This window comes from Massilia antarctica (assembly GCF_015689335.1).
Lineage (GTDB): Bacteria > Pseudomonadota > Gammaproteobacteria > Burkholderiales > Burkholderiaceae_D > Telluria_A > Telluria_A antarctica.
This window is the reverse complement of the sequence record NZ_CP065053.1, coordinates 6,358,029-6,382,015: the sequence shown is the minus strand read 5'-3', so window position 1 is coordinate 6,382,015 and position 23,987 is coordinate 6,358,029. Positions and strand designations below refer to the sequence as shown.

General features: G+C 63.6%; 17 protein-coding genes. 3 read left to right on the top strand and 14 right to left on the bottom strand.

Translation table 11 applies throughout. The features are described 5' to 3' along the window. Positions 1–9: 9 nt before the first annotated feature. Both IV454_RS27970 and IV454_RS27965 read right to left on the bottom strand, forming a co-directional pair. Positions 10–756 carry a hypothetical protein gene (locus IV454_RS27970; protein ID WP_206088813.1) on the bottom strand — a complete coding sequence of 249 codons (747 nt, stop codon included), beginning with the start codon at positions 754–756 and terminating at the stop codon, positions 10–12. 655 nt (positions 757–1,411) lie between these two features. Then, on the bottom strand, positions 1,412–1,699 hold the full coding sequence (locus IV454_RS27965) for a hypothetical protein (protein WP_206088812.1): 288 nt from the start codon (positions 1,697–1,699) through the stop codon (positions 1,412–1,414). Between the two features lie 151 nt (positions 1,700–1,850). Here IV454_RS27965 and IV454_RS27960 point away from each other — a divergent pair. Further along, positions 1,851–3,055, top strand: a protein-coding gene (locus IV454_RS27960) for an IS3 family transposase (RefSeq protein ID WP_206087991.1) whose coding sequence is annotated in 2 segments (ribosomal slippage) — positions 1,851–2,136 and positions 2,136–3,055 — 1,206 coding nt in all. Because the reading frame shifts where the segments join, the coding sequence is not laid out codon by codon here. Positions 3,056–3,200: 145 nt separating this feature from the next. Here the strand turns inward: IV454_RS27960 and IV454_RS27955 are convergent. From IV454_RS27955 to IV454_RS27900, 12 genes are all read right to left on the bottom strand, one after another. Further along, complete coding sequence (locus tag IV454_RS27955) at positions 3,201–3,353, bottom strand: hypothetical protein (RefSeq protein WP_206088811.1); 153 nt, start codon at positions 3,351–3,353, stop codon at positions 3,201–3,203. 54 nt (positions 3,354–3,407) lie between these two features. Then, the gene (locus IV454_RS27950) at positions 3,408–3,893 is read right to left on the bottom strand and encodes a hypothetical protein (RefSeq protein WP_206088810.1); all 486 of its coding nucleotides are present in this window, start codon (positions 3,891–3,893) and stop codon (positions 3,408–3,410) included. A gap of 441 nt (positions 3,894–4,334) precedes the next feature. Then, positions 4,335–5,267, bottom strand: coding sequence for a hypothetical protein (locus tag IV454_RS27945; protein ID WP_206088809.1), 933 nt, complete (start codon positions 5,265–5,267; stop codon positions 4,335–4,337). Then, positions 5,264–6,793, bottom strand: a complete 1,530-nt coding sequence (locus IV454_RS27940; protein WP_206088808.1) for a LysM peptidoglycan-binding domain-containing protein — start codon at positions 6,791–6,793, stop codon at positions 5,264–5,266. Before IV454_RS27940 ends, IV454_RS27945 begins: the two co-directional genes overlap by 4 nt. After that, positions 6,783–9,848, bottom strand: coding sequence for a type VI secretion system Vgr family protein (locus tag IV454_RS27935; RefSeq protein ID WP_206088807.1), 3,066 nt, complete (start codon positions 9,846–9,848; stop codon positions 6,783–6,785). Before IV454_RS27935 ends, IV454_RS27940 begins: the two co-directional genes overlap by 11 nt. A 299-nt stretch (positions 9,849–10,147) precedes the next feature. After that, complete coding sequence (gene tssA / locus IV454_RS27930; protein ID WP_206088806.1) at positions 10,148–11,215, bottom strand: type VI secretion system protein TssA; 1,068 nt, start codon at positions 11,213–11,215, stop codon at positions 10,148–10,150. Between the two features lie 24 nt (positions 11,216–11,239). After that, positions 11,240–12,007, bottom strand: coding sequence for an OmpA family protein (locus tag IV454_RS27925; RefSeq protein WP_054263115.1), 768 nt, complete (start codon positions 12,005–12,007; stop codon positions 11,240–11,242). 3 nt (positions 12,008–12,010) lie between these two features. Next, positions 12,011–12,997, bottom strand: a complete 987-nt coding sequence (gene tagF, locus IV454_RS27920) for a type VI secretion system-associated protein TagF (RefSeq protein ID WP_054263114.1) — start codon at positions 12,995–12,997, stop codon at positions 12,011–12,013. Continuing rightward, on the bottom strand, positions 12,994–16,857 hold the full coding sequence (gene tssM, locus IV454_RS27915) for a type VI secretion system membrane subunit TssM (protein WP_206092876.1): 3,864 nt from the start codon (positions 16,855–16,857) through the stop codon (positions 12,994–12,996). Before tssM ends, tagF begins: the two co-directional genes overlap by 4 nt. Before the next feature lie 29 nt (positions 16,858–16,886). Then, positions 16,887–18,281 carry a hypothetical protein gene (locus IV454_RS27910; protein ID WP_206088805.1) on the bottom strand — a complete coding sequence of 465 codons (1,395 nt, stop codon included), beginning with the start codon at positions 18,279–18,281 and terminating at the stop codon, positions 16,887–16,889. A gap of 40 nt (positions 18,282–18,321) precedes the next feature. After that, positions 18,322–18,582 carry a PAAR domain-containing protein gene (locus IV454_RS27905; RefSeq protein ID WP_370663760.1) on the bottom strand — a complete coding sequence of 87 codons (261 nt, stop codon included), beginning with the start codon at positions 18,580–18,582 and terminating at the stop codon, positions 18,322–18,324. Positions 18,583–18,648: 66 nt separating this feature from the next. Then, positions 18,649–19,488, bottom strand: coding sequence for a M15 family metallopeptidase (locus IV454_RS27900; protein ID WP_206088804.1), 840 nt, complete (start codon positions 19,486–19,488; stop codon positions 18,649–18,651). Between the two features lie 202 nt (positions 19,489–19,690). On the opposite strand from IV454_RS27900, the gene IV454_RS27895 reads away from it, so the two are divergent. Both IV454_RS27895 and IV454_RS27890 read left to right on the top strand, forming a co-directional pair. Continuing rightward, a complete protein-coding gene (locus IV454_RS27895; protein ID WP_206088803.1) occupies positions 19,691–20,584 on the top strand; it encodes a hypothetical protein in 894 nt (297 codons plus the stop codon). A gap of 254 nt (positions 20,585–20,838) precedes the next feature. Then, complete coding sequence (locus IV454_RS27890; protein WP_206088802.1) at positions 20,839–23,982, top strand: type VI secretion system Vgr family protein; 3,144 nt, start codon at positions 20,839–20,841, stop codon at positions 23,980–23,982. Positions 23,983–23,987 lie beyond the last annotated feature (5 nt).

Below are 23,987 nucleotides of genomic sequence, written 5' to 3'. Positions count from 1 at the left end.
GCGCATCCCTCACGGCTTCGCCGCCGTCGTCAGAAACTGCTTGACCGATTTGATATCGGCCAGCTGCCCCTTGCTGGCGGCTTGCGCCGCCAAGCCCTTTTCCGCCTTGATCACGTTGTGGCTGACTGAAAACAGCGCCAGTTGGCGCTTTTTTTGCGGGCCGTCGAACAGGCCGATGTAGTACGCGGTGGCCCCTTTGTCGAAGCGCGACGATGCGACGAACGTGCTGCACGGCTGGCCCGGTGCAAAATCCTCGTGCTTGAAGGTCGCCCGCGTGGTTGCGGCATCGACCACGAAGGTGCAAGCGTTGGGCCTGGACAGCACGCCGAACGCGCCATCGTCGTCGCCGATGAAATCGCGGTACAGCATCTGCTGGCCCGGGAAGGATTTGGCCATGTCGTTGGCGCGCACGTTGCGGATGCTGTCCTTGATGTTGCCGGGCATCGTGTCTTCCTTGGCGCGGTCCGACACGTCCTTTGCCTCCTGCCAATAGCCGGCATCGTCCCTGCGCACGTAAAAGAAGTCGTCGAACGCCTCGTCCCTCAATGCCTGGTGCCAAAACTCGAATGCCAGGTAGGACTTGCCGGCCAGCTTGAATGCGACCACCTTGCTGACATTGGCGCAGTAGGGGTAGTTGCCGTCGTCCCCAGAGAGGATATCGAAAAACACCAGCGACTTGGGGCCGCGCGCCAGCAGGCCGCAGGCCGGGCCGCCCGACTTGGGAAGCGAGTAGCTGATGGGGACGATATCGTCCACCGGCATCTTGAGTTTGGACCGGTCTGCTCGGCGTCGTCCCAATGTTGCGTGCTGCCGTACTTCTTCACATCGGCGGCAGTGATGTCCGCCGTCGCGTGTTGGCTGGCCAGTGCAAGGGCCAGGAGGAGGGAAGTGCGTAGTGCCTTCGTCATGGCGTGGTGTCCTGTATTCAAGGGGGAGCAACGTTTATTGCGGCGCCGGGTGTTTGGGAGTCGATTAGGAAGAGCTGCGTTTCCGGAGCATCTTCGTCGGCTGCTATCCAAAGGCTGGCCGGCATGGTGAAATTGGCGCGGCCATCTACGGATGGACGGTCCCGCGCGCCCTGACACCTAAGTGAGTACGGCCAAGCGCACCCCGCGCGCCGAGTTTAAGGACTGCGATACGGTCTTGAACCGGAGGCAGAAAACTCTCGGGCATTGCCAGACTTGTCCACTGCCTCGCGCCACGTGCGGATCATGAGCCGGTATCGGCCCGATGCTGTTCTTCCTTCTTTTATTGTCGGGCGCATATAGCGGCTGTCTTATGCCTTCTTCGGTCGGGCGAACCCCTGGTGTAGTGCATTGTAGAGTCCACTTTTCATGGCTTCCTCAGCAATCGAACAGATGTCGTCATCATGCGGTCAGCGAAAACCGTAGCGCTACCGCATCATTCTGTCTTACCGGGTGATGCGAATCCGCACTTGATTGCGTAGAGGAATTTTTCGTTTTGCAACCGGTATCAATTCGCAAAAACGGGCCTCCAGGCTTTCTTTTTCTCCCTTGCCGATATCGGCAGCTTTCACCACGCCGTCGTCGATTCCCATGCTGTAGAGGCGTGGGGAGGGCTTATCCGTATAGACCATGATTCCGTCGAAGCCCCCTATGGCATCGGCGCCGAAGGGAGTCTTAAGGATGGAATTGAGCTTGTCTTTTGCTGCTTCGTCTTTGTTGACCAGTGCGCGCACGACCAGCTCGTCGCTGATGGCTTGAGGCTTCTCTCGAATGAAGAGAAGGGAAGTGGGTTTATCCCAGCATGCGGTCCCTATAGTGGATCCACATTTTGAGACAGTGGCCACGGGGTAGTTTAAGCTATCGTCCTTGAAAGGATGACAGCAAATGGGTGAAGCAAAAAAGCGCAAGGTACACACGGCCGAGTTTAAGGCGAAGGTCGGCCTGGAGGCGGTTCGCGGGGTCAAGACAATCAGCGAGATCGCGCAGTCATACGCCGTGCATCCGCAACTGGTCGGGCAGTGGAAGAAGGAAATTCTTGAGTCCGCAGGGGCGCTGTTCGAGGGTAAGCGCGGGCCCAAGCCGGCCGAGGACAAGGGCGACGAAGAGCGGCTGTATGGCGAGATCGGGCGGCTGAAGATGGAAGTCGATTGGCTCAAAAAAAAGTTGGGGGTGTGAGCCAGGAAGCCAGGATGAACTGGATCGACGGCGCCGAGGAACTGCCTCTGAGCCGACAGTGCGAGCTGGCCGAAGTGCCGCGCGCGACGGTGTACCGGCGACTGACTGCCAAGGTGCCGGAAGATGCTGGTGCCGAGGACTTGCTGTTGTGCCGGCTGATCGACGAGCAATACACGAACCGGCCGTTCTACGGCAGCCGGCGCATGGTGGTGTTCCTGCGCGCGGCGGGCCACGTCGTCAACCGCAAGCGCGTGCAGCGACTGATGCGCCGCATGGGGCTGGCCGGGATGGCGCCGGGGCCGAACACGAGCAAGGCTCATCCAGAGCACAAGGTGTATCCGTATCTGTTGCGGGGCGTGCCGGTGACGCGGCCCAACCACGTGTGGTCGACAGATATCACCTACATCCGGTTGGCGCGGGGATTCGCCTACCTGGTGACGGTAATCGATTGGTACAGCCGCAAGGTCCTGTCCTGGCGGCTCAGCAACAGCATGGATGCGTCGTTCTGTGTGGACTGCCTGGAGGACGCCCTACGCGAGCATGGCAAGCCCGAGGTGTTCAACAGCGATCAGGGTTCGCAGTTCACGAGCAAGGCGTTCACGGACGTGCTCAAGCGCGAACGGGTGGACATCAGCATGGACGGGAGAGGGCGGGCCCTGGACAACATCTTCGTCGAGCGCCTGTGGCGCAACGTGAAGTACGAGGACGTGTACCTGAAGGGCTACGCCAACATGGCCGAGCTGATGGTGGGATTGGCCCAGTACTTCGCGTTCTACAACGCGGAGCGTCCTCACCAGTCCCTTGGCTACGAGACGCCCGCCAGCGTCTATCGCAGCGGGACCGGCGGCGGAGCGCTGATCGTCGACAAGTATGGCGACGCCGAGGCGGTCGTTGAGGGAACGGTGTGCGGGTAGAAAGCCCTGCCGGGGGCGGCCACTGGAGGATGATGCCCTCCAGCGGCATGATTAGAGAATCACGGGGCAGCGCCGACCAGCTGCAGCGGTGGAAACGGACACAGCTTAAACTTGCTGAATAATTGTCTTGACCGATGGGTCCACTTTACCCCTCGCTGCTTATATGCGAGCGGATCTTGAGATTCGCCGTCCCCGGATTCTGCCCCAGGTTGATCCACACCACATACGGCCCCATGGCCGCTGACGTTGCCGAGGTCATGGTAATCAAAGCGGTAAGAAGTGCAATTTTGATGTTCATATTTTCTGGAGAAAGATGAATGACCCCACGGTTTTTCGTGGCAGGGACTCAATTTCACGGGCGTCGTACGATTGGCGGAGACACCCGGCAAAATGCGTACTCCAGCCATTCCTCGCTTTCTGCGAGCGATTCGACCATGTAGGTTTTCACTTTGCTGCGCCCGGTCGTAAGGCTGGACATACGCGGTGCCGATACATCGTCGTACACCACAATGCCGTCGAATCCCTTGCGTGCCTCGTCGTACGGACGCTTGAGCAGCACATTCAGTTCTTTAATGGCAGCGTTATCGTGTTCGATGATTGCCCGTTTAACCAGCTCCCTGGTAAATTCTTTAGGCTTGTCGCGCATGTAGACGATCGATTCTGAATCCCAGCAGAAGTCGCGGCCGCTTTCCAGAAAACTGGTGATCCTTTCATTGACCGCACCAGGTTCCTTGGCGAGATTAAACCAGACGATCCGCGATCCACCGGCCGAGCCAGCCAGCGCATCCGTATGTGCGAAAAGGAACGCGCCACAGAGAAGGATCGCTTTGATAACCATTTTACTACCTCGTGCTGGGTGAGGGATAAAGTGGGCCCCACTGTCAAGACAATTTTTACCGGAGTTTAAGCTATGATCATGCCAATCCTCACAGCTGCACAGACAGCATCGCCAGGAAGCGTCCGCCAAAAAAATATTTTCGCGATTGATTAGCTTTCATGTCGACTTCATGCCGCAGCCATAACGGCGATTGGCAGCGTCTAGAGCGCCCACTCGAACACTGGAGCCATTCCACTACAAATAATACATCCCGCGCTTTTTCGCGCTCGCGGCGCCGGCGTCTGAATTGGCGCGATTGCACGATCGGGCGAACGACGGTACTGCGAGTTTCAGCCGGAAGAATCCGACACGGTATATGCAATCATTGAATCCGATTTACCATGCGCCTTTGAAAGGAGAACTTGCTTTTCGCTGTTCCGGACTTGACGCCGCCGACCCGCATTACATTTTTTCCAAGGCTTTTTGCAGCTGTTGCCTAGCCGTCTTCATATCCGCAGTCTTCCCGCCGTTGTTGGCCGAGAGCGCCAGCTCTTTTTCCGCGGCAATATGATTTTCCTTGTCGACGGAGAAAACTGCAAGGTGGCGAGATTTGTCTTCCGCGGCAAACATCCCAAGGTAAAATGACTTGCCTTTGCTTTCCAGCCGCGTTGAGGCAAGAAAATCAGCACACTTTGCGCTCGTCGCGAAGTAGTCTTGCGTAAAGGTGGCGCGCGTGCTGCCCGCATCGATCACGAATGTACAGCGCCCCGCCTTCTCGTCTTTCAGAATGGCAAAAGCGCTCCCCACATCCGATATAAAGTCGCGTTGAAGAAAAGCGAGGGAAGGGTACGATTGGCGGATATAGTCCGCTTTCGCAACCTTGATGCCTTCTTCGATGTCTGTCGGGCGGCGTTTCAGTGCACTCATCGATATAGTGTCCCGTTGGCCACCGGCGCTGTTGAGCCGCTCATCCACCGTATATTTGCCGCTCCCGTCCTTGTGGAGATAATAGTAATAACGGTACGTTTCATCCTTGGTATCCCGATCCAGGTATTCCACGACAACATAATTTTTGGATCCAAGATTGAACGAGGCAGACGCGTTAATGGACAGGCACTGCGGATAGCTTTCGCCTTTTTCAGGCGTTAGGATATCGAAGAACAAAGGGCCCGCAACGCCTTGCGCGAGCAATCCGCAACTGGGTGCGTTCTGGCCCTTTGCCACGTACATGACCGGCGCAAGATCGGCAAAAGGCATGCTGGCGCTCTTGCCCTCGTAGGGAGTCCAGCCTTGCTGCGCAATATATTTTTGAATGTCGACGCCGCCCGCCTGGGACGATGCCGCCTGTCCAACGCACGTCAGTAAAAATGCCGCGCTCATCGCCAGCTTGTTCATTTTGTCTTCTCCGTTGCTAATTTAATCATGTCGGCGGTTGACTTGAAGCCGAAACGCGTCTTCTTAATCGGGTTAGCCTTGTTCAGCTCAAGAAAGCGCTGGTAGGCAGCCTTGCTGACGGCGGCATCCTTGGTCAAACCGTGTTTCTTAGAATCAGGATCGCTCCATACAGCCCACGCAAACGCGACGTCGCGTTTGTTGTAGGCCAAGCTTTTTTCAAAGCTCAGGTAGTCGGCACTACGGTTTTTCTCCACCTTGCATTTGGGTGCGTTTAATGCTTTGTGGGCGCGCTTGAAAATCGCGACGCGGTCATCGAAGCCGTTGAATGCACCGTTGATCGAGGTCGAAATCTGAATCAGATCGTTATCGTCCGCGTACGTGTTCAGGTCGGTAGCATAGCCGTGAACCCAAAACCATCCGGCCGAATCCGTGGCAGCGTCAACCTTTTCGAGGTTGCCGCGGTTATCTCCCAAAAAATCCTTGCCGACGAATTCACCGTACTTGACGTAGTTGGTCTTGAAGGTCAGCTGGATCAAGCCGCGGCCTTTGTACCCATCATACACATCGGCCTCTTTCACGCCTTTCGGCAATACCTCGGCAGTATAGCGAAGCTGGCCCGATTCGTGCCCGATCTGGGCCAGGGCGTGGCTCTTCCGGAGGCAAGAGTCGATGTTATAGCTCTTCATCATCTTGTTCATTGGCTCGACAAATTTCTCGACGATCGCCTTTTTCTGGGCAGGAAACGCCGCGAGTAACTGTTCGAGCGTCAGGTCCTTTCCGCATGCGCAGTCTCCTGGCAGGAGCTTGTGCTCCGGCTTGCCCTGTGCATTCTCGCCTTTCTTGTTCGCCTGGCCCTGGTCGACATTCGCCGGCGGGGTGGCCGGTTTTGCGGCCGGTTTCGATGGCGGAGCCGGTGCAGGCTTCGCCGGTGCGGGCGGCCCAGCCGGTTTCGGCGCGGGCGCGACAGGTGGCGACGACGGCTTGGGCGGCGTCGCGGCAGGGGCGGCAGGCGCTGGCGCGGCGGGACCGGGCTTGGGCGGCGATGACGTCGGCGCCGGTAGCTTATCCGGTGTTTTCGGGTGGGGCTCGGTCTTGCTTGGAATCTTTGCACTGTTGACCTGCACGACCAAGACCGGCTTGTCGCGCGTCACGGTCCAGTTGGCGACGAGCGCCATCTCGCTTTGTCCGATCAACTGTGCTTCAATTTTGACGACATCGTCCTCGGAGACATGCAGCGTGACTTCGTATTTCTCATCGGTGACCTTATCCGTGGCGAGCACTTTTTTGCCTACCGACAGCTTGTACCGAACTCCGGTAGGAGGTTTTTTCAACAGATTCAGGAAACGCACCGTGAATTCCATCAGCCGGTCGGGGATTGACAAGGACTGACCGATTGAGAGATGATCGCCGCTCCCGATCTTGGGATTGAGCGCCCGGATTTCACCGACGGTGCAGCGGTTTTCTTTGGCGATCCGCCAAAGCGTATCTCCATGCGCAACTTCGTAGTCGCGAACTTTATTCGTCATTGTCTGGGTCTCCATGTCCTGCTGGCGGTACCGGAAGCTCAGGCGCGAACACTTCCCAGCTTGCGTCACCGATAATAATAGATATGTCTTCGCCTTGCTCCGTAAACAGGCGCGTTGACAATCCGTCCGCATTGAGTTGTCCGGCGGCCAGGCAGACCTTGGCGCCTTTTTTCCATATCTGGTATGGCATGCCTTCGTAATCGGCGTCGATTTCCAGCACCTCTTGCGCATTGATCTGCTGACTGAACCAAGACTTGTCGCTGGCGTCGATGAGCTCCTGGCTTTTCGGCAGGTTAGGCACTTTCAGCGGCAGCGACGCCGGTACGGTCAGATCGATAAACCCGGCGCTGAAGGTAATCACGCCCGGTCCGTGCAGCGAAATATCGCCGCCCTCGAACAGCATGAAGGCGCCGGCGGCGTTCATCAGGGTATGGGTCGAGGCGGCCACCGTGACGGTGCCGGTGTTGCTCGCCACGGTAATGTCGCGCTCGGCCGTCAGGCGCGTCTCGCCGGTCTGGCTCTGGCTGCTGAACTTGCCGCTGGCCGCGTGCAGGCGGATCCCGGTTTCCTGGTCCGGCTTGCCGGGACTGCCGACCTTGCCGTAGGTGAACAGGCTGATGCCATTCTTGACGCTGTGCAGGTAATTGCCCTGGATCGCGCTGTTAATGTCATGCACGGCCACGATGCTGGTGCTGTTGTCGCTGCTGAGGATCGCGTCGCGCGGCGTGGTGGCCACGATCCCCGCCGGGCTCGACAACTGCATATGGGTTTCGCTGTACGCCGTCACCTTGCCCTGGCCGCCGGCCGGGCCATGTGCGGACGGCGCCAGGGTTGTCGCTTCCTCGGTGCTTTCCAGTACCGCCATGCTGTTTTCCATGCCGACGATGGCCGGCAATTTTTCCGGCTTCGGCTCGGGCGCATCGAGCGCATCCTTGAGCATGGCGTTGTGGTTTTGCGCCAGCTCGGCCAGCGACACTTGCAAGGTGCGCGCGCGCGTGATCTCCGCATGGGCCGGCAGCGATTCGAGCATGTGCCCGTGTTCGCCGGTGGTCGAGTCGGTCGAGAGCAGCATGCCGCGTCCGGCCCGCAAGGCGGCGCTGTGCTCGGTCTTGAGTTCGGCGCCGAAGCCGGCCGGCGCCAGGCGCTGGTTGTCGGTCTGGTGGCGCAGGTGGCCCAGGTTCAGTTCGGCCGTGCCCTGGTGCGCACCGGCGTGGCGCTGCAAGGAGACGCGCGACTGCTGCGGGCTGTCGTCGAACACCAGCTGGCTGTACGCACTCACGCCGGACTGGCTGGCCTGCATTTCCTGGCTCTTCAGGCCGGACAGCACCGCCGCATGCGCGTGCGCGCCGCTGTTACCCGGGAACCAAGACGCGGCATTGCCGGTCGCGGCACCGCCACCGCGCGCCACCTGGTTGTGCTGGGCGTCCTCGCGGCCGATTCCGTTGTACAGCGCGCCGATGATCACTGGACGGTCGATATTGCCTTCCAAAAAATCCACCAGCACTTCCTGGCCGACCCGGGGCAGGGCATTGCCGCCCCAGTTGGCGCCGGCCACCGGTGCCAGCGGCGAGGCGACGCGCACCCAGGTGCCGGCCAGGTCGTCGGCCGGTGCCCCGCTATGGCCTTGCGGATGGGGATGGGCCAGCCGGCTGTGGCTGGCGTCGCCGCGTTGCCAGTGGAACTGGACCTTGACCCGGTGGTCGCGGTCGGTGTGGATCACGCTGCCCGGCGGGCCGACCACGATCGCGCTTTGCTGGCCGCGCACGCTAGGGCGCGGATGCAGCAATTGCCCGTGGCCGTCGCTGCGGCTGGCGCGGAACGGCACCCGCACCGGAATCGCATCGATGCGGTTGCGGTACAGCGGCCGCTGGCCCATGGCGCTGCCGACCGCATGCAGGCTGCCGGCCTGTTCTTCGGCAATGGCCGCGGCCAGCCCCGCACCGCCGAGCTGGCGCTGGACGTCGGCCTGCAGCTCGGCGCTCAGGTTGTTGTGCATCAGGTGCATTGTGCGCGTGATGGCGAAGCTGCGCTCGTCTTCGCTGGCGGCGCGGTCATGCACCGGATGTCCGGACAGGGCGAAGGTGGTGCCGGGCGCCAGGGTGCGCACGGTGCCGGCGCCGGTGAACACTTCGCGCTGGGCGTCCAGCGCCTGCATCTGGTTGTCGGCGATGCGCTGGCCCTGGACCCGGCTGACGTAGGCGTACGCGCCCGGCACATCGCGTACGGCCAATTCGGCATTGCCCGGGCGCGCGGCGGCGGCCGAGACCGGGCGGGTGTCGAGCGCGCGGTAATCCCAGCTCATCAGTTCGACGAGATTGGTCTGCAGCTTGCACTCGCTTCTCCAGCGGTCCAGGCTGTCTTCCTTCATCACCGCGCCGGGCTGGGTGAAGCGCACCCGCGCCTGCGCGTTGGGCTGGAAGGCGCCGTTGTGGTCGGCGATCACCATTTCGTGGCGGCCCAGGTTGTCGCTGGCGGCATCGCCCACATGCTCGTAGAAGTAGAACAAGCCTTCTTCGCTCATCAGGCGTTCGCAAAAGGCCAGGTCGCTTTCCTGGTATTGCGTGGTCAGGCTGCGGCGCGGATAGACGTCGCGCTCGGCAATCTCGAAGCGCCAGGCGGGAGCCAGCTTGCCCAAGCCTTGCCAGGAGGCGAACACGGCATCGAGGATGTCGAACACTGTCATGTCCTGGAACACGCGGCTGTCGCGCCCGCGTGCCAGGAACACGCTCCACGGCTGCAGGGTAAGGGTGTAGCGCGCCATGCCGCCGTTGGCGCCGTTGAGCTCGACCGCGGTCAGATGGCCGTGGAAGGGGCGTGGGCTGGCGCCGTCGACGGTCAGCAGTTGCAGCAGGGCAGGCTGGCCCAGCAGCGCGCTCAATGCGAGGCTGGCGTCAAGCGCCAGCGCGCTGATGGAAAAGCTGAAGCCGGCGCTGATGGTTTCTTCGCCGCGCACGCATTCGGCCAGCAAGGTATCGGCGCCCAGCGGCGTGGTCAGGCGCAGCAGGCGCGTGGTTTGGGTGAAGCTGCCGGACAGGGCTGCGACATGGTTCGACATGGTGGTGGATTTCCGCAAAAGGCCGACCTTAGGCAATGTGCCCGGCTGGGATGCTCTGGATGGTATTCAAGGGATGTCAGTTGTAATAATGTTATGCTTGGCTAGATGATACACCGGAAACGTCCAATGTTTCCATGAAATATTATTAGCCGATGAGCGGAATGGGTTGATGCCGCACGCCGGCCCCGACCATGCCCCGGAAAGCCCGGGCGTGGCGCCGGTTTTTCGTCGATGTGAAGCGGGTCGGGACGGGCCGCGCCGTGGCGGAGATACAACGCCAGGCACGGGCCAGCCAGCCTTTAGTCGTCCTGCGGCGGCTTGATGCCGAGCAACTCTTCGATGTGGGCCATGGCGCCCGCATCCTTGACCACCGTGCGCAGCCAGACGTGCAGCTCGGTGTTGGCGGCGTCGGCCGCCTTGTCGGCGAAATACGATGCCGGGCTGTGCGGTTCGGTGCGGCGGAAAAATTCCGCCACGTTGCGCAGCTGGGTGACGGCTTGCTCGCGCGTGCGGATCACCCCGGGCGGCCCGGACGGTACGGGCGCGCCCGGCGGGCCCTGGTCGTTTTCGGGCTCGGCGTAATAGAAGTCGCCCGCTACCGGCTCGGCGGCGGCCTGCGCCGCGGCCGGGGACGGCATCAGGCTGACCATGTTCTGCAGCGCTTCGCGCGCGTTCGAGAAACCGGGGCTGTCGCGCCCGAGGCGCTCGTCGGCGGCCTGTTCGAACTGGCGCAGCGAATCCAGGCAGTACTGGGCGTCGGCAGTGAAGGCGTCGCGGAATTTGGCGGAGCTGGCGCTGCGCGCCTTTTCCAGGTCGGCCAGCTTGAGCGGGGCGGCGCCGCCGCTGTTGTTGGTATTGTTGTAGCTGGTGCCGCTGGCATTGGCCAGCTTGCGCGCCACTTCGAAGTCGATCGTGGTGTAGCCGCGCACCCCTTCGGTGATGCGCATTTCGCGCACCAGGGCCGGGGTGCGGCCCAGGATCCAGGACAGGTTGCCGATGCGCTGCTCGTGGTCGTCGTCCTCGGCTTCCGGGTACAGGCCCTTGTCCCAGAATTGCTCGATCAGGCCGGCCACCACGCGAAAGCTCTCGCCCAGGCCGCGCAGCTGGTGTTTTTTGGCGGCCGCTTCGGCCAGCCAGACCGCCAGGCGCAAGTCCTTGCTCTGCGTTTCGAGCAGGGCGGCGCAGCGCGTGACCACGAAGTCCCAGTCCGCTTCCTTGATATCGGTGACCCACTCGCCCTGGTCGAGCGAGGGGTCGTCGGCCTTGCGCGCCAAGTTGATGGCGTCCAGTTCAGGCGAAAAAGCCAGGTCCTCGCCGGCCGGCTGGTCCTCGCTGATCGGGTGTAAAAGCTGTTCTGCTGCAAACATGTTGTCCTCGTAGTGGGGAGGCGCTTATTGCGCCATCCGGAATTCGATGCGGCGGTTGCGCGCGCGGCCGTCGGCGCTGTCGTTGCTGGCGACCGGGCGGTCGGCGCCCTGGCCGGAGGGGCTGAGCAGCTCGCCCTTGATGCCGGCGCCGATCAGGTAAGTCTTGACCGCCTCGGCGCGCGCCTGGCTCAGGTTCTGGTTGGTGATCTTGTTGCCCTGGCTATCGGTGTGGCCGATCACGTCGACCTTGCGGTCCTTGAGCTTTTTCATCGCTGCCGCCATCTCGTCGAGGATCGCGCGCCCGGTCGGGGTCAGGGTGGCCTTGCCGCTTTCGAATTCGACGATGCGGTTGCCCAGGGTGGTGTCGAGCACGCTCTGGTCGGCGGCCGACACGCGCAAGGTATTGTTGACCGTGTAGGTCGGGTTCAGGCTGGCCGCGACGTTGCCGGAAATTTTCTGGCGGGTCGCTTCGCTCGCCACTTCGCCCTTGATGCTGACGGTGCTGCCGTCGATCTTGAGCTGCCCGTGCGAGATCGACTTGAGGTCGGGTGTGATCAGTTTTTGCACATAGCCGTTCCAGTTGGCCGGCGTGGCGACCTGGCCGACCGAGATCTGGTCGACCACCAGGTCGGCGCCGTAGACTTCGCGCAGGCGCGCCAGCACGGCCTGTTTGCTCGCTTCATCGGGCACGGTGCCCGAGACGAGCACCTGGCCCGGCTGGGGGGCGGCGGTTTGGGCGCCGGCAGGAACTGCGCCGGCAAGCAGGATGAACAGGGCGAGAAGGTGGCGCATTTTCTAGGATCCGATGAACGCCGCGCGCAATGATTCCAGCGCGGATTTGAGTGACAAATTGGCTTGCGCCAGATAGGTGGACAGTTTCTTGACGGCGTAGTCGGTGTCGGTCTGTTCCTCGACCCAGTCCAGATGGTCAAAAGTGATGTGGCGTTCCAGGCCGGCGCCCGGGTCCATGATCGCCTGCAGGGTTTGCGGCGAGGCCCCGGAAAAACCGATCACCAGCGCCGGCCTGGTGTTGATGCGGGCCACGAACAAGGCCAGCTCGAAGTCGGCGCGCGCCAGGAACGGGGTAATCAGGTGCATCCAGAAGGCCGCCACCAGGTTACGGTACATCGGGTCGACCGGCAGCGGCAGCACCAGGCTTTTTTCCAGCCGGCTCGAACTGCTGGCCATCACCGGCTGCATCAGCATGCCGATCGCCAGCAGTACCTGGCGCGCCGAGCAGTCGTAGCCGGCCTGGGCCAGCAAGGCGTCCAGTGCGCCGACCGTCTGCATGTCGAGGAAGTCTTCGAAGGCCGCTTCGTAGGCCGAGGCGCGCAGGTCGACGTCGATCATGTGGGTGGCGGCCGCCTGCAGCGGGGCGGCGGCATCGGCCGCGCCGATCACGCCGGCGCTGAGCGACTCCAGACGGTTCCACAGGCGGCTCAAGACCAGCGGGGCGTCCGGCACGAAGGTGGCCGGGTCCGGCACTTCCATCGCGCTCATCATCAGGAACGGGAAGCGCCGGTTCGACTGGTCGCTGCTGGCCACGATATGGCCAGCGATCGCATTCCTGCGGCGCGGGCCGATGAAGGCGAAGTGCAGCGGCGCGACCGCGTCGTAGCTGAGCTTCCAGCGCGCGTCGGCGCTCATCAGGTCCATGGCCTGGGCCAGCCAGTCGTCCAGTATCTTGATCAGGGCCGGGCTGTCGCTGCCCTTGACGAAGTCGCCGCGGCTGGGAATCTTGCCGAAATAGCCGACCGGGGTCGGGGTGGCGGCGCGGTTCATTGCTGCGCTCCGGCGGCGGGGGCGGCCGCTGGTGCCGGCCCGGCGGCCGGCAAGGTCGAGCTGATGATCGAGTCGGGCAGGCGCAAGCCCTTGAAGCCTCTGCCGGGGGCCGGGGCCGGGGCCGCTGCCGGGCGCGGGGCCGAACCGGCCGGGATGATCTTCAGGTTCGAGGTCACCTTGACGCCGCTGCTTTCCCAGCTCAGCTCGAACGCGCCGTCATCCTTGCGCTTGCGCTGGGCCGATTCGACCATCTTGCGCAGGCCGAAGTGGCCCGGTTCGTTGAGCAGCACCACCGTCTGGCCGGCTGGCGTGATGGCGGTGATGCGCGTGCCCGGCGTACCTTGGGGGTTCGGCCAGACCATGCGTACGTAAGGTTGCGGCTGGCCTTTCCAGCGCAAGGACTGGCCATCGATCTCGATGGTGAATTCGGTCGCGCCGGTCGCGCCCAGCGCCTGCAAATCGAACTGGGTCTGCGCTTCGGTGCTGGCGCTGCTGGCGGCGGCCGCGTTGGCCACGCCGCCGGCGCTCAGCGGTGCGATCCAGCCCGGGAAGCTGTTGACCGCCGATGGCGACAGGCCGATCCCCATATTGGCCCAGGTGCGGGCCGCCACCACATCGCCGCGGCGCACCACCAGCGGGCCGATGGTGGTGTCGAAGAACTTGGCGATCGCGCCGGCCGGCCCGAACATGAGGCCGATTTCATCGTTGGTCGCTTCCGAGCGCGAGTCGGACGCGAAGGGATACTTGCCGGCCAGGTTCTGGCGGAACGGCTGCAGCACCTGGGCCGCCCAGACCTTGTCGATTTCAGCTTCGGTCGGACGCACGATCACGGCGAAGGTTTGCATCAGCGGACGCACCAGGATCGGGCGGATCGCCTGCTTCTGGATGTCGCTCATGCCGGTCAGCATCTGCTCGTCGACATACTTGAGCGCTTCGGCCAGTTCGGAGCCGCTGCCATCGAGCGTTTGCTGCATCAGCTGCTTGGCGCCCGGACCTGGGTCGCCCTGGTTCTTGATGGTGTTGAAGCGGCTGCGCAGTTTCGACAGGTGCTCCATGTAGCCGCGCATCAGCGAGGCATTGTTGTCCTTGGCCGCCACCAGGCGCGCCACACCGGAAAATTCGCGTCCGACCGGGCCCAGCGGCAGCGCCGGGACGCTGCTGCCGGTCGGCGTGGGTGGAATGTCGACCGTCAGGTGCGAAGGCTTGCGGCGCAGGATCACTTCGCGGAACCAGCCCATCAGGTCGCGCTTGGCGCTGGCCAGGCCCTTGTCGGCCAGGCTCGGGTTGTCCCACGAGGTTTGTTCGTAGACGGTTGCGATGAGCTTGTTGATGGGCGAGGTTTGCGGGTCGCCCAGGCGGTTCATGGCGGCGGCGGCCGCTTCGAAACCATTCAGGTCGCGGATGGTCACGCCCTGCACGAACTTTTGCCATTCGCGGGCGTAATCGTTCTTGTACATCTCGACCAGCGCCTTCTGGATCTGTTCCGGGCTGCCTTCGAGGGTCAGGTCGCTGGTCGAGGCGGTGCGCAGCACCCAGTCGGCGCTTTGCAGTTCCTTGTTGGCGGCATCCTTGAAGGCGGCCTGGACGAAACCTTCCCAGGCTTCGCGCGTGAAGCTGCCCGGCACCGCGTAGCTGCCCAGCACCAGTTCCTTGTCCTGGTCGCCGACGATGCGGCCCACCGTCATCGACGGGAAACGGGTGGCGGCGCGCGCCTTGACATCGGCGTATACGCGTTCGCGCGCCGGCATGCCGCGCACCACCTGGCGCAGGGTGTCGCGGGTCTGGTCGACCAGGGCCAGCTTGTTCTCGATGCGCGGCCAGGACACGTCTTCCATCTGGGCCAGGTAAAAGGCGATGGTGCGTTCGGCGCTGCGGATCATCTGCTCGCGCGGCATGGCGCCGCGGTTGGCGTCGAGCCAGCCGCGCCAGAAGCGGGTCAGCTGGTCGTTCAGGTGGCCGCTTTCGAAGCGCGATTTATCGGCCAGCATCAGGTAAGTCTTGAGGGCGTTGTAGCCATCTTGGGTACTGGTCGGCGAGGAATCCTTGAACTGGGTGCTGGCCGGCACGGCCGCCGCCACCGCTACCGCCGCCGGTGCCGGCGTGGCGGTACCGCTGGCGGGCGGCACGACCGTGGCGCCGCCCGGCGCGTCCGGTGCGACCGGCTTGACGCCGGCCTGCAGCTGGGCGGCGTTGGCGTTGACTTCGGCCAGGAAGGATTCGAGCGCGCCGGCGACCGGCTTGAGCATGATTTCGCGCACGCCGCTGAAGTATTCCTCGCGCAGCTTGCGTTCGAGCAAATCGCCCTGGTACAGGCCGAGGCTGAGCGAGAGCGGACGGTCGTCGCGGTATTTTTCCAGCTGTTCGATGCGGTCCTGCAGGATTTGCAGGGCATCGAAGCGCGATTGCAGGTCGATCTTGTTGGCCTGGATCTTGACCACCTGGTCGAGGTCGGCCTGGACGTTCTCAACCAGCTTGCGGTTGCTCATGTACGACCAGCTCCAGCCGCCCAGGGTCAGGCCGACCATGGCGGTGGCCAGGAAGAAGGCGGCGTAGCGCATGCGCGTCTTGTTCGGGCTGGCGTACTGGGCGACCAGGTCCTTGTCGGCGAAGATCACGTTGCGGAACAGGTTGAGCAGGAAGAAGCCGCTCTGGGTCTGGGTTTCGGCGTGGTGCTGCGGCTGCAGCTTGATGTCGAACAGTTGCGCCACGTGCTGGGACGAGGCCGAGATCGATTCGCCTTCCTGCAGCGCGCTGGTGAAGTAAAAGCCGCGGAACACCGGCTTGAACTGGAATGGGTTTTCCTCGAACAGGGTGGCGATGAAGGTGCGCAGCGGCTGCTTGATGGTGGAAAACTCGAGCGGGAAGGTGAATACGCCTGGCGGCATGCGTTCGCGCCACTGCAGCGCCATATTGGCCGCGCTCATGTCTTTCAGGCCGTCGTACAGCTCGTCGAAACGGGCGTCGAACTGGGCCAGCGCTTTTTCGCTGCCGGTGGAGTGGCTATAGGGCAGGGTGGCGCCCCAGACCCTGTCGCGTTCAGTGCGTTCGGTATCCTGGAAAAATTCGTTGAAGCCGGCGATCAGGTCGGCCTTGGTGAAGACCACGTAGACCGGCGCGTGCACTTCGAGGCGCTCGGTCAGTTCCTGCACGCGCATGCGCAGGTTCTTGGCCAGGTTGATGGCGAACTCGGGGCGGTTGCCGGTCAGTTCGGCCACGCTGACGGCGATGATGATGCCGTTGATCGGGGCTTTTTTGCGGTATTTTTTCAGCAGCGACAAGAAGCCGAACCACTCGGTGCGGTCTTCGTCGACCACCGAATAGCGCCCGGCCGTGTCAAGCAGGATGCCGTCGGTGGTGAAAAACCAGTCGCAATTGCGGGTGCCGCCCACGCCCTGGACGATCTTGCTGTCGGCGAAAGGGAACTGCAGGCCGGAACTGGCGATCGCGGTACTCTTGCCGGCCGCCGGATTGCCGATCACCATATACCAGGGCAATTCGTACAGCGCGGCATCGCCCGACAACTGGCCCAGCTTGGAACCCTTGATGGTGGCGATCGCATCGAGCATGCGTTTCTTGATGGTCTCGTGTTCCTGGCGCTGGGCCGGATCGGCGCGCACCGGCGAGTGGCTGACTTGCTGTTCGAGCATCTCGCCGAGGTTGCCGGCGGCCTGCTTGCGCTTGTGGCGGCGCCACAGCCAGACCAGCAAGCCGAAGAACAGGGCCACCCCGAGTACGGCGAACGCGTATTCGATGGGGAGGTCCAGCACCGCCGCCCCGATCAGCAAGATGGCGGCAAACGCCAGCCACCCCATCACGATCAGGGTGCGACGGCTCGTCAGGAACTGCCAGATTGATTGCATCATTATCAGAAACTCAGTTTAGAAAACGTTTACGACAGGACCGTCGCGGGCCGGACCAGGGCGGCGCAGCGACGGAAAGGATCTTCATTGCTCAGGCATAGTACAGGGGCGTTCAGTGTCGCGGCCTGGTGCGCGGCCACGGCCAGCGCGGCCACGAAGGGTACCGCGCCGCAGGTGCCGCTGGCGCTGCCGACCTGGAGCAGCTCGTCGGCGCTGTCGAGTTCGGGCAGCAGGGCCCCGGCCAAGCTCATTGTTTCCATCACGCGGCTGCTGCGGTTACCGGTGTCGGCCACGACCAGTTTGACATGCTCCGCGCCGACGCCGCCTTCTTGCAGCACGCGGGTGGCCAGCGCGCGCAGCACGCTGGCGTCGGTGCGGCCTTTGGCGTCGGCCGACGCCTCGCGCTTGCCTTCCAGTGCGCTCAGCTGCACTGGCGCACTGTGCTCGATCAGGGCGGCCTGGACCTGATCGGCCAGCAGCAGGCCGGCTGCTCCTTCGCCCGGCACCTTGCCCTGACCCTGCTTTGTGGTCAGCAATTCATTCTTGGCGGCCCAGTCGTCCACGCTCGCTTCGCTGATGTGCGAGCCGAACGCCAGCGCGATCGCCAGCACCGGGTGGCCGGCGGCGCTTTGGCGCATCAAGCGCTGGATCAGCGCGGCCGGGGTGGCGCTCGATGCGGTGCCGGCCAGTTCCGGGTCGAGCGCGACGGCCTCGCGCGGCCAGCCTTCGCGCGCCACCAGTTCGCGCAGCCACAGGCTGGCGGCGCTGCGCTGTTCGACGTTCCAGCCGGCTTGCCACAGCAACAGCAGTTGCAGCGGCGGTGGTGCAGCGAGTCCGGAACCGGAGCCGAGGCCGCGGTGCAAGCTTGCGTGGGCGGCCAGTTCGGCCAGTGCCGCGCCGGCCAGGGTCAGGGCACGCCATTGTTCGGCGTTGTACTGCAGCGCTGGAAAGCCGTTGTCCGGCAGCCAGGCTTGCATTTCTTCCTGCATGGCGCGATCGTCGGCGTCGGCCACGCGCGCGCTCATGACGGGAAAGCCTTCGTCGTCGACCAGCTCGGGGTCGAGCGCGGCGCGGATGCTGTGCTCGGCCAGCGCCTCGGCCAGGGCGGCCGCGGACTGGCCGAACGGCACTCGCAGCGCGCTGGCCAGCACGCCCAGCGGCGGCAGCGCGGGTGCCGGCGGCGGCGCTGCGGGTGCCGCAACATCGGCCGCCACGGCGGTCGCCGGCGCGGCCATCAGCATGCCGACCAGGAAGTTGCCGAGCCAGATCAACAGCAGTATGAGAAGCGGCAAGACCAGCAGGTAGAGGAGCAGCGCGTCGGTGTCGGGCGTGCGGTCGTGCTCGCGCCAATACCAGATGGCAGCGGCCCAGGTGAGACCGAACACGAGCGCGACCAGCAGCGAACGCTTGAGCAGGGTGCGCATCAACGCCCCGCCGCCATTGACACAAGCAAAGCCATGCGCATCAGACCACGTCCACCGTGATGGCCTGGCTCGGAATGAGCTTGGCGCCGCAACTGGTCTTGTCGCCCAGGCGCGCAACCGGACGGCCGTCGACGATCAAGCCATCGTCGCCGGTGGCAATGATGCCGTCGCCGTGGATCGGACAGGTGATCTTGTCGAACTTACGGGCGATCGGCAAGCCGAGCACGAAGCTGGCCGGCGCGCCTTCGACCACCTCGCCCCCGTGGCTATGCTTGTCTTTGAAACGGATAAACGGTTTCATGATGTTCTCACTGCCTTGTATGAAAGAATACGGTTGCTTGATTGTGTTGCTGCTTCTCAAAGGCGCTTAACGGCGCTTCATGACTCCCGGAAGGCGCAGTTCGGTATGGCCGAAGTCCATCATTTTCCAGCGCCCGCCCCAGGTCAGCCCGAGCGATTCGGCCACTTCGCCGTACAGCTCGTAGCCACGCATGGCCCAGGGATCTTTTTCCGAAATAACAATTTTACCGTTACGCACGAATGCGCAGTCGGCTGCCAGACCGTACTGGTGCCAGCTCTGGAAGGCGGCGGCGTTGGTGACGGACGAGCCCATCGCGGCCAGTTTATTCTGGCGTTCCGGACTGCGGTAACCTTCCAGGATCGCCATATCGTAACCGTGCCGTTCTTTCATTATTTTAAACGCTTGGAGCAGGCGCTGGGTGTACGCAGGGTTCATCAGGTTCCAGTCGCGGCTGGCCGAGACGATCATCGGGCGCTCCTGTTCGACTTCCACCGTGGCAAACAGCATTGGCGGCAAGGGCGGCGGTGGCACCAGGTTTTCGCCTTCCAGCAAGTCTGCCACCTGGGTATCGACCTGGCGGGTCGACTCTTCAAAGCCGCCCAGCGACGAGCCGCCGCTGAACAGCGCCACCAGCGGCGGTACCGAGACCAGGACCAGGCCGCCTATCACGAGCAAATAATGGCGGCGCAGAAAATTTCCCGCTTGGTGGGCGGATGCACTACTGCTTTGTCGTATTGCAGCAACACTTTGTCCCTTGACCTGCGCCGCCTGTCCGAACCAGGCGCGCAGGCGCTTGCCGGCACGCGCCAGTATCCGCAGCGCGAACGCGCGTCCGGCCGGAAACAGGACCAGGAAGCTGATCAGGCACGCCAGCAGGAAGTACAAGGCTACTGCAAGGATCAGCAAGGGGACCTCATCGAGACATTCAAAACAAAAAGTGCGATACTGACATAAAGGATTGCTTCGGAGTATATCTTACTGTTCTAACAATCCGGCACAGGAATTAACGCTCTGTTGTGTGTGGTGATGCACTGTTGACATGCTAAAAAAACCTTCACGTTTTTTTTGAATAGCGTAAAGTTATGTAGAAATCAACAAGGAGCAGCTTTTGCAACATCGCGAAGATCCGCCGCCAGCGTTCCGTCGGCCCAGTTTACTTTCTGAAGAGCAACAAGAGGCGGCAGCGCGTGCCGGTGCGCAAGCGCGCAAGGAGGCCGAAGCGGCTGACAGCGCCAGGCTCAAGGCCGACCAGGCCAAGCGCAGCAAGACGCGCTGGATGACTGGCGCGGCAGCGCTGCTGGCCGTGTGCGCCGGCGGCGGCGCATGGCTGGCCTTGGACGCCGGCAAGCCGGCCGCCGTCGTCACCGTCGCGGCAGCCCGGCCTGATCCGGCGCCCGCGCTCAAGCCGGCCGCGCCCGCCGTTCCGACGGAATCCGAAGTCTCCGCCGCGGCCATCCTCGGCCATGGGGCAGCGCCGCCCGCGCCCGCCAAGGGGGAGTCGCTGAAGGACATGCTCAACGCGCCTGCCGCGCCCAAGGCCAAGGGGGACGAACTCGACCAGTTGCTCGCCGGCAGCCCCGCCGCGCCGATGTCGGGCGAACTGAAAGGTGCTCTGCAGGCGTCGGCCAAGGGGGCTGTGCACGGGCGTCCAGCCGCGGTTTCCAGGGAAGCAAGCAAAAAGCCCGTGCTGCTGGCCAAGTCCGCGCCCGTCAAGGCGCTTCCATTAAAGGGCGCGCCGGCCAAGCCGGGCCCGCTCAAAGCGGTACCAGCCAAGGCTGCCCCTGGCGACGATGCCAGCTTGCTGGCGGCGCTGGTGGCCCATTCCAAGGAAGGTTCCGGCGGTACCGCCAGCAACGCCGGTGCCGCGCAGACTTCTTTGCGGCAATGCAAACAGCTCAATGCCGCCCAAGCCGAGCAATGCCGGGTCAGGCTGTGCGCTGGCACGGCCAAGGATGATCCTCAATGCAAATCGCCGCGCGTGACCAAACCGGCGGCGGATTGATGCATCCATGCTGACCGGCCCCTTGAGCGAGCAATGCTTCTTCTCTTGATGGGTTAACGATTTGCAACAATGTGTGCTTGCCGACGGTTTCGCCGCTGGTAGGCGTAAAATCGCGATATCATACCGTCTGTGAACGTTTTGACAATCTCCGCGCCGAAAGTAAAGCCAGTAATGATGTTTTCCATTTCCAGTGTTCAGGCAGGGCATGACGCCCTGCAGCAGCAGGGGCCCGCAGTGCCGGTTGGCGCGCGGCCATGAGTGTTGACCGTTCCGTACTGACCGAACAGGTGATGGCCGTGCTGGCCAGATTTTCCAGTGACTCGCGCCTGTACGGCCTGACCATCGGCGATGGCAAGGCCGACCTGGGTTCGGGCGGCTTGCTGGTCGAAGCGTTTGCCGCCGACGATGCGGTGCAGGGGATCGGCGGGCGCGACGTAATCGTGGTGTCGACCGATGCGCATGTGGCGCTGCCCGCGTTGCTGGGCCAGGCGGGCAAGCTCGACGTCACCCTGGCCGACGGCAAGCGCGTGGTGTTCGCGGGCGACGTGACCGAGGCGGCGATGCTCGGCAGCGAGGGCGGACTGGCGCGTTACCGGGTGCGCCTGTCGCCCTGGGTCTGGCGTCTGAGCCAGGTGCGCAACAGCCGTGTCTGGCAAGACCAGTCGGTCATCGCCATCGTCGACCAGGTGTTCGCGGCCTACATGCCGCTGGCGCGCTGGCGCTGGAGCGAGGAAGCCGGCCCGTTCATGGAGTATGCCGTGGCGCGCAGCTATTGCTGCCAGTACCGCGAGACCGACCTCGATTTCGTCCTGCGCCTGCTGAGCGAGGAAGGATTGGCGTGGCGCTTCGACCAGGATGGCGATGGGCCGGAAATGGTGCTGTTCGCCGACAGCCGCGACCGCAGCGGCGTGCCCGACGATATCAGCAGCGCCGCCGCCGGCGGCATCCGCTTCCATGCGGTGCGCTCCGGCGAGCAGCAAGATACGGTGCAAGCCTTGCAGGCGCAGCGCAGGGTGGTGGCGACCCTCTCGACCGTGCTGAGCTACGACTACAAGGCCAAGCAGGTGGTGGCGGCGCATTCGCCGTCGCGCCTGCTCAGCGGCAGCAAGCTGCCGGCGCTGGAAAATTTCGACCATCCCGGCCAGTATGCCTACACCAACGCGGCGCAGGCGCGCCGCTACGCCGACCTGCAGATGCAGGCGCGCGAGGCGCGCAGCGCACTGTGGCGCGGACGCTCGACGGTGCGCACCTTGCGCGCCGGCACCCGCATGACCATCCTCAACGGCCCGCTGCAGCAGCATGGCGATTCGCCGCCCGCATACACCATCTTGCGCGTGCTGAGCGTGGGCGTGAACAACCTGCCGTCGCCGGCCCAGCAAGCGCTGGCCGAATTGTTCGGCCCGATTCCGGAATTGCTGCAAGAGCGCATCGACAGCCGTCCTGAGGATTTCGCGCTGGCCATCGCCGAGGCGCGCAAGTCGGGCTACGCCAATTGCTTCGAGGCGATCGCCAGCGAAACCACGTGGCGCCCGGAACTGCCCGGCAGCGATGCGCGCAGCCATCCGCGCCCGACCGCGCCGGGCGCGCAAAGCGCCATCGTGATCGGTGCGGACGGCAACGACCGCCCGCACGGCGCCGACGAACTGTATTGCGACAAGCTGGGCCGGGTGCGCATCCGCTACCACTGGCAGAGCGAGGCCGATGCCACCTGCTGGGTGCGGGTCGCCCAGCGTTCGGCGGGGGGCGGCATGGGCCTGCAGTTCCTGCCGCGCATCGGCCAGGAAGTGCTGGTCCAGTTCATCGAAAACGACATCGACCGGCCGCTGATCGTAGGCGCCCTGTACAACGGCCAGGGCGAAGGCGGGATTGCGCCCACCCCGGGCGGCGACATGGGCGGCGAGAGCGAGCCGCAGCGCTTCCACCCGGCGCACGACCACGCCACCTCGGCCCAGGGCAACCTGGCCGGCGGGCATAGTCCGCTGTGGCACGGGGCCTCCAACACCAGCGCCGGCCACCGCAACAGCGCGGCCCAGTGGGGCGTGCGCAGCAAGGAATTCGGCGGACCCGGTTACAACCAGCTGCTGTTCGACGATACCGATACGCAAGGCCGCATCCAGCTCAAGAGCAGCCACGCGGCGAGCGAACTCAATCTTGGCCACCTGGTGCACAACGCCGACAACTTCCGTGGCAGCCTGCGCGGCAGCGGGGCCGAGCTGCGCACCGATGCCTACGGCGCGGTGCGCGCCCGTTCCGGCCTGCTGGTGAGCAGCTACCGGCTGGCGCACGCGGCACCGGAGCGCGACCCGGCCGGCGACAACGCGGCCGGCATCGCCATGCTCAAGCATGCCGTGAAACTGGGCGAGACCTATGCCAAGGGAGCCATGGCGCACCAGAGCATCGGCTTCGGCGTGCATGGCGGCTCGTCGGCGGCGGACAAGAGCGTGATGGACAAGGAAACGGCGCCGCTCAAGGCGATGCTGGCGGCGGTGGCCGGCATGGTCGGCGATGGCAGCCAGCCTGGCGCCGTGGGCGGATCGAGCGGACGCAGCACCGCGCCGGACAAGGGCACGGTGCCGCACGTGGCCGACCCGATCATCAAGGTGGCGGCGCGCGGCGGGCTGGGCGTGGCGGCGGCGGGGGATTTGCAGCTGGCCAATGGCGAAAGCGTATCGCTGATGAGTGGACAGGATTCCCAGTACGTCACCGGCGGCCAGCTGCGCGTACACAGCAGCCAGGCGATCGGCATGGTGGGCGGGCTGATCCAGCCGGGCCAGGACAATATCGGCCTGCAACTGATCGCGGCGCAGGACGATATCGATGTGCAGGCGCAGTCCGACGAAATCAAGGTGCGCGCGCGCAACGATGTCGACATCATCAGTGCGAATGCGCATATCGACTGGGCGGCGGCGACCAGCATCAGCCTGACGACGGCGGGCGGGGCCAACATCACCATCGCCGGCGGGAATATCACGGTGCAGTGCGGCGGCTCGATCTTTATTTACGCGGGGATCAAGGATTTCACCGGGCCGGGTGGGGCGGGTTATCCTATGCCTAAACTGCCGGTGGCCAATCCACCCGAGGACTTGAGCAACCGGCTTGACATCCACGATCTGTTCGTGCTGCACGAATTCGGCGATATTCGTTACGCCGCGCGTCTGCCCAACAAGCGTGTGCTGGAGGGAACCCTGGATGAACATGGCCGCTCGGTCCAGATTTACGCGAAAGTGGGCGAGAAGATCGAGATATTGACCGGTCAGACGCTCGATGAATGGGATCTCATCTACGACTATGACGACGATGAAGACCAGACCCATGAGCCAACAGCTGTCGATACGGACGATACCGACGACGGTGAAAATAGTGACGACAGTGACGATACCAACGTGAAGCCAGAGTAAGAACC

Coding starts and splice junctions, on each gene's coding strand:
- IV454_RS27955 (WP_206088811.1), bottom strand. CDS start 3,353: ATGAACATCAAAATTGCACTTCTTACCGCTTTGATTACCATGACCTCG.
- IV454_RS27950 (WP_206088810.1), bottom strand. CDS start 3,893: ATGGTTATCAAAGCGATCCTTCTCTGTGGCGCGTTCCTTTTCGCACAT.
- IV454_RS27945 (WP_206088809.1), bottom strand. CDS start 5,267: ATGAACAAGCTGGCGATGAGCGCGGCATTTTTACTGACGTGCGTTGGA.
- IV454_RS27940 (WP_206088808.1), bottom strand. CDS start 6,793: ATGACGAATAAAGTTCGCGACTACGAAGTTGCGCATGGAGATACGCTT.
- IV454_RS27935 (WP_206088807.1), bottom strand. CDS start 9,848: ATGTCGAACCATGTCGCAGCCCTGTCCGGCAGCTTCACCCAAACCACG.
- tssA (WP_206088806.1), bottom strand. CDS start 11,215: ATGTTTGCAGCAGAACAGCTTTTACACCCGATCAGCGAGGACCAGCCG.
- IV454_RS27925 (WP_054263115.1), bottom strand. CDS start 12,007: ATGCGCCACCTTCTCGCCCTGTTCATCCTGCTTGCCGGCGCAGTTCCT.
- tagF (WP_054263114.1), bottom strand. CDS start 12,997: ATGAACCGCGCCGCCACCCCGACCCCGGTCGGCTATTTCGGCAAGATT.
- tssM (WP_206092876.1), bottom strand. CDS start 16,857: ATGCAATCAATCTGGCAGTTCCTGACGAGCCGTCGCACCCTGATCGTG.
- IV454_RS27910 (WP_206088805.1), bottom strand. CDS start 18,281: ATGCGCACCCTGCTCAAGCGTTCGCTGCTGGTCGCGCTCGTGTTCGGT.
- IV454_RS27905 (WP_370663760.1), bottom strand. CDS start 18,582: ATGAAACCGTTTATCCGTTTCAAAGACAAGCATAGCCACGGGGGCGAG.
- IV454_RS27890 (WP_206088802.1), top strand. CDS start 20,839: ATGAGTGTTGACCGTTCCGTACTGACCGAACAGGTGATGGCCGTGCTG.